Consider the following 4573-nt stretch of genomic DNA (forward strand, 5'->3'; position numbering starts at 1 on the left):
CTTCCTTGAGCTGGAGGCGGCGATCGAGGCGAATGTCGGCGCGCTCAAGGATTATCTCGGCAAGACCGATCCGGTGGAACGCGTGCGGATTGAGATGGCGATGGCGGTTCAAAAGGCTCGCCTCGAAAAGCTTCGGACTTTTGGCGACTGAGCGGTGAAAGCGCCTTCGTCCGCGGCATGCGGCATGCGGCATGCGGCATGCGGCATGCGGCATGCTGATTGAACGGCTTTCTATAAGCCGAAAACAGCCGCTGCGGCTAACTGAGGCGGCGTTGCCGCTATGCGCCCAAAATTCAGTCGTTCGGTGGCCGCTCGCCGAACCCAAACGCTGCCCCTTCGCTCATCTTCGTTCGAGGCCTTTGGTGAGCACAAGCAAGTTGTGCCCCCCCTGGGGGGCTCGACGGTAGCGAAGCTGACCGGCCGCTCAGCTTTTCGGGTATTGCGGCGATTACATCTCAAACGCGGCGCGGAATATACCTTCGTATATCAAGGCCATCCTAAAATATGGTGTCAATAACGCACGTATAGATGCCGGATTTAGCCCGGAGATCTAGGAGAAAGACAGCAGCTGCGAGCCTCACCGGCGTGTGGTTGTTTAAGGAGCCAATGACCATGCCATCCGACGACAGTCGAAAATACGCGCCGCTGTCGCCGTTCGGTCGAGGTTGACCTTTTAGCCCTCGCCGACAGCGCAGCGGCGCTGCAGCGAGGTGCAACATGACCAATTTGAAGAACGCGCGCGTCTGCGCGCTTCCCGCCCGTCTCGCCCAGGTGGCGGTGCGCGATACTTTGACGCCGCGCCGGGCCCCGGTGCTCTGCTGGTATGTCGACAGGGAAACCGGCCGGCTTGCCTGCCGCTGGATCGCGGCGGCAGAGACGGACGATCAGGACGTGCCGATCCACCCACGTTTCGCGGCCCGTTTCACCACCGTCCGGCGCCGCGCCGCGTGCTGATGATGCCGCCGCGTTCGAGCAAATTCGGAAAGATCGACATGAACCTGATGACCAAGGTCGTGCCGGGCGCCGCCGCGCGCCCGCGCAATCGCAAGCTCTCGACGCGCGCGATCCGCGAGGCGCGCAATAGCATCGAGACGACGCTGGCGAATTTCCGCGCGAGCGGCGGCGGGCTTGTGGAGGCGGAGGCGGCCGCGCGGCTGGCGAAGGACGGGCTCAACGAGGTCGCGCACGATCATCGCCCGCCCGCGCCGGTCCAACTGCTCCACGCCTTCGCCAACCCGTTCATCGCGGTGCTGATGACGCTCGCGGCGATCTCGTCTGTGACCGATATCATCCTCCCGCTGCGCCACGGTGAGACAGGGGACTATACCAGCGTCGTCATCATCGTGACGATGGTCGTGCTGAGCGCGCTGCTGCGCTTCTGGCAGGAATATCGCTCGGGCAAGGCCGCCGATGCATTGAAGGCAATGGTGCGCACCACCGCGACGGTGCGCCGCCGCGCCGACGAGGGCGATGCGGCCATCGCACGCGAAATACCGATGGCCGAGATTGTCGTCGGCGATATCGTCCAGCTTTCGGCCGGGGACATGATCCCGGCCGATGTGCGCCTGCTCGAATCGCGCGACCTGTTCGTCAGCCAGGCGGCGCTGACCGGCGAGGCGTTGCCGGTCGAGAAATACGATACCTTGGGCGCGGTGGCGGGCAAATCGGCCGATGCCGCGGCCAATGACGATGCCGATGCGCTCGATCTGCCGACGATCTGCTTCATGGGCACCAATGTCGTCAGCGGCACCGCGACCGCGGTTGTCGTCGCGACCGGCGCGCGAACCTATTTCGGGTCGCTCGCCAAGGCGATCGTCGGTTCGCGCGCCGAAACCGCGTTCGATCGCGGGGTCAATTCGGTCAGCTGGCTGCTGATCCGCTTCATGCTGGTGATGGTGCCGATCGTGCTGCTCATCAACGGCTTCACCAAGGGCGACTGGACCAACGCCTTCCTGTTCGCGCTCGCGGTCGCGGTGGGGCTCACCCCCGAGATGCTGCCGATGATCGTCTCGTCGAACCTCGCCAAGGGCGCGGTGGCGATGGCGCGGCGCAAGGTGGTGGTGAAGCGGCTCAACGCGATCCAGAATTTCGGCGCGATGGATGTCTTGTGCACCGACAAGACCGGCACGCTGACGCAGGATCGCATCATCCTCGAACAGCATCTCAATATCCACGGCGAACGCGACGATGCGGTGCTGCGCTATGCCTGGATCAACAGCCACCACCAGAGCGGCGTGCGCAACCTGATGGATCAGGCAGTGATCCGCTTCGCCAGCGAATTGCCCGAGGTGATCCGCACGGTGGCCAATTATCGCAAGGTCGACGAACTGCCGTTCGATTTCGTCCGCCGCCGGCTCTCGGTGGTGGTCGAGGATGCCGACCAGCGCCATCTGATCGTGTGCAAGGGCGCGGTGGAGGAAATGCTCGGTATTTCGCACGCCATTCGCGACGGCGATCTGGTGCGCCCGCTGGGCGACGAGGAGCGCGGGACGTTGATCGCCCGTGCGCGCGCGATGAATGCCGAGGGCTTCCGCGTGCTGGTGCTCGCGACGCGCGAGGCGGCGGACGACGAGCGCAAGCCGCTGTACGGTATCGCCGATGAGCGCGACCTGATCGTCGAGGGCTTCCTGACCTTCCTCGATCCGCCGAAGGAGAGCGCAGCCCCTGCGCTCGCTGCGCTTGCCGAGCATGGCGTATCGGTGAAGGTGCTGACCGGCGACAATGAGGTGGTCACCGCGCGCATCTGCCGCGAGGTCGGGCTCGAGCCGGGACAGCCGCTGCTCGGGCGCGAGATCGAGGCACTCGACGACGCGCGGTTGCGTGCCTTGGTCGACGAACGGACGATCTTCGCCAAGCTCACGCCACTGCAGAAATCGCGCGTGCTGCAAGCGCTGCAGGCCAATGGCCATACCGTCGGCTTCCTCGGCGACGGGATCAACGACGCGCCGGCATTGCGCGATGCCGATGTCGGCATTTCGGTCGACAGCGGCACCGATATCGCCAAGGAATCGGCCGACATCATTCTGCTCGAAAAGAGCCTGATGGTGCTCGAGGAGGGCGTGCTCAAGGGCCGCGAGACCTTCGGCAACATCATCAAATATCTCAACATGACTGCGAGCTCGAACTTCGGGAACGTCTTTTCGGTGCTGATCGCCAGCGCCTTCATCCCGTTCCTGCCGATGCTGGCCATCCAGCTGCTCATCCAGAATCTGATGTACGATGTGTCGCAGCTCGCGCTGCCTTGGGACCGCATGGACCGCGAATTTCTGAAGCGCCCGCGCAAATGGGATGCGCGCAACATCGGGCGCTTCATGGTGTGGATCGGGCCGACCTCGTCGATCTTCGACGTCGCGACCTTCGCGCTTCTGTGGTTCGTGTTCGGCGCCAATACCCCGGCGCACCAGTCGCTGTTCCAGTCGGGCTGGTTCGTCGAGGGGCTGCTGTCGCAGACGTTGGTCGTCCACATGCTGCGCACCCAACGAATCCCGTTCTTCCAGAGCGTCGCGGCGTTGCCGGTGCTGGTGATGACCGCGCTGATCTGTACGCTCGGCGTGTTCATTCCCTTCTCGGCGTTCGGCGCGATGGTCGGGCTGCAGCCGCTGCCGTGGCATTATTTCCCGTGGCTGGTGGCGATCCTGCTCGGCTATTGCATCGTCGCCCAGTCGATGAAGACGCTCTACATCCGGCGGTTCGGGCAATGGTTCTGAGCCGGCGATATCGCGCCGCGCTGGCACTCCGCGAAACCGCGCCGCAAGGCGGGCGGCGGAGCGGCGGTGGCTCGGGCGCGCGCCGCGGCGCCTCCCTGCCGCCGGGGCCGTCGTGGCGCGAGCGACTGGGACAGATGCTCGCCTGGCTGCTCAGCGTCATCGCCACCCGCCTGCTCGCCACCGCGGCGATGCTGGCGCACCACCGCGCGATCTCGCGACGGACGTGGCTGCGCGCCTCGCAATTCTGTCACCGGCTGCAGCGCGCCGCGCTCGTCATCCTGCGTCGGGTACGATGAGCGATGCGCGGCGGCTTTCCGGGGCGGCGGCGACGTGGCCATCGCAGGATCATCGACGGCAGGCGATCCACGCGGCATAGCGGGGCACGCCGGGGCGTCCGGCGGAGGCAGAGCCGAAGGCAACGCGATGAGCTCAGGTACAGCGTGATGACGCAGCGGCGCCCGGGCGGCGTGGAACGCGGGCGGACGATCCGGGTCGCACTGCTCATGGCCGCGATCGCAGCGATCTTCATCGTCGATACGGTGACCGATTATGCGATTGCCGCCGCGGTCTTCTATGTCGCGGTGATCCTGCTCGCGACGCGCGTGCTGCGTCCGCGCTCGGTTGTCATCCTCACGGCAGCGTGCGGCGTGCTGACGGTGCTCAGTTTCCTGCTCACCCACTCGGGGGTCTATGAGGTCGGCATCGTCAACACCGCGATCAGCATCGTCGCGATCGCGGTGACGACCTATCTCTCGCTCAAGCTCGTCGCAGCCGAGGCGGCGATCCACGACGCCCGCGAGCGGCTGATGCGGATCGCGCGGGTGACGAGCCTCGGCGAACTTACCGCCTCGATTGCGCATGAGGTC

General features: G+C 65.4%; 4 protein-coding genes. All 4 read left to right on the forward strand.

Annotation, left to right across the window (positions count from 1 at the left end; all coding sequences use genetic code 11):
* The first annotated feature begins 717 nt into the window (after positions 1–717).
* Positions 718–954: a hypothetical protein gene (locus BGN95_RS06135; protein ID WP_286771985.1), complete on the forward strand. Its 237-nt coding sequence runs from the start codon at positions 718–720 to the stop codon at positions 952–954.
* A gap of 38 nt (positions 955–992) precedes the next feature.
* Entirely contained in the window at positions 993–3707 is a 2715-nt protein-coding gene (gene mgtA, locus BGN95_RS06140; RefSeq protein WP_286771986.1) for a magnesium-translocating P-type ATPase, read from the forward strand.
* Positions 3698–4003, forward strand: coding sequence for a hypothetical protein (locus BGN95_RS06145; protein ID WP_286771987.1), 306 nt, complete (start codon positions 3698–3700; stop codon positions 4001–4003). The genes mgtA and BGN95_RS06145 overlap by 10 nt, the downstream gene beginning before the upstream one ends.
* A 147-nt stretch (positions 4004–4150) precedes the next feature.
* Positions 4151–4573: hypothetical protein (locus BGN95_RS06150; RefSeq protein ID WP_502688258.1), on the forward strand; the 423-nt coding region annotated here is incomplete at its 3' end.

Source organism: Sphingomonas sp. 66-10, assembly GCF_001897045.1.
In the GTDB taxonomy this organism is placed as follows: domain Bacteria; phylum Pseudomonadota; class Alphaproteobacteria; order Sphingomonadales; family Sphingomonadaceae; genus Sphingomonas; species Sphingomonas lycopersici.

Bases quoted from the DNA above. Each gene is read 5' to 3' on its own strand.
- BGN95_RS06135 (WP_286771985.1), top strand. From the start codon at position 718: ATGACCAATTTGAAGAACGCGCGCGTCTGCGCGCTTCCCGCCCGTCTC.
- mgtA (WP_286771986.1), top strand. From the start codon at position 993: ATGAACCTGATGACCAAGGTCGTGCCGGGCGCCGCCGCGCGCCCGCGC.
- BGN95_RS06145 (WP_286771987.1), top strand. From the start codon at position 3,698: ATGGTTCTGAGCCGGCGATATCGCGCCGCGCTGGCACTCCGCGAAACC.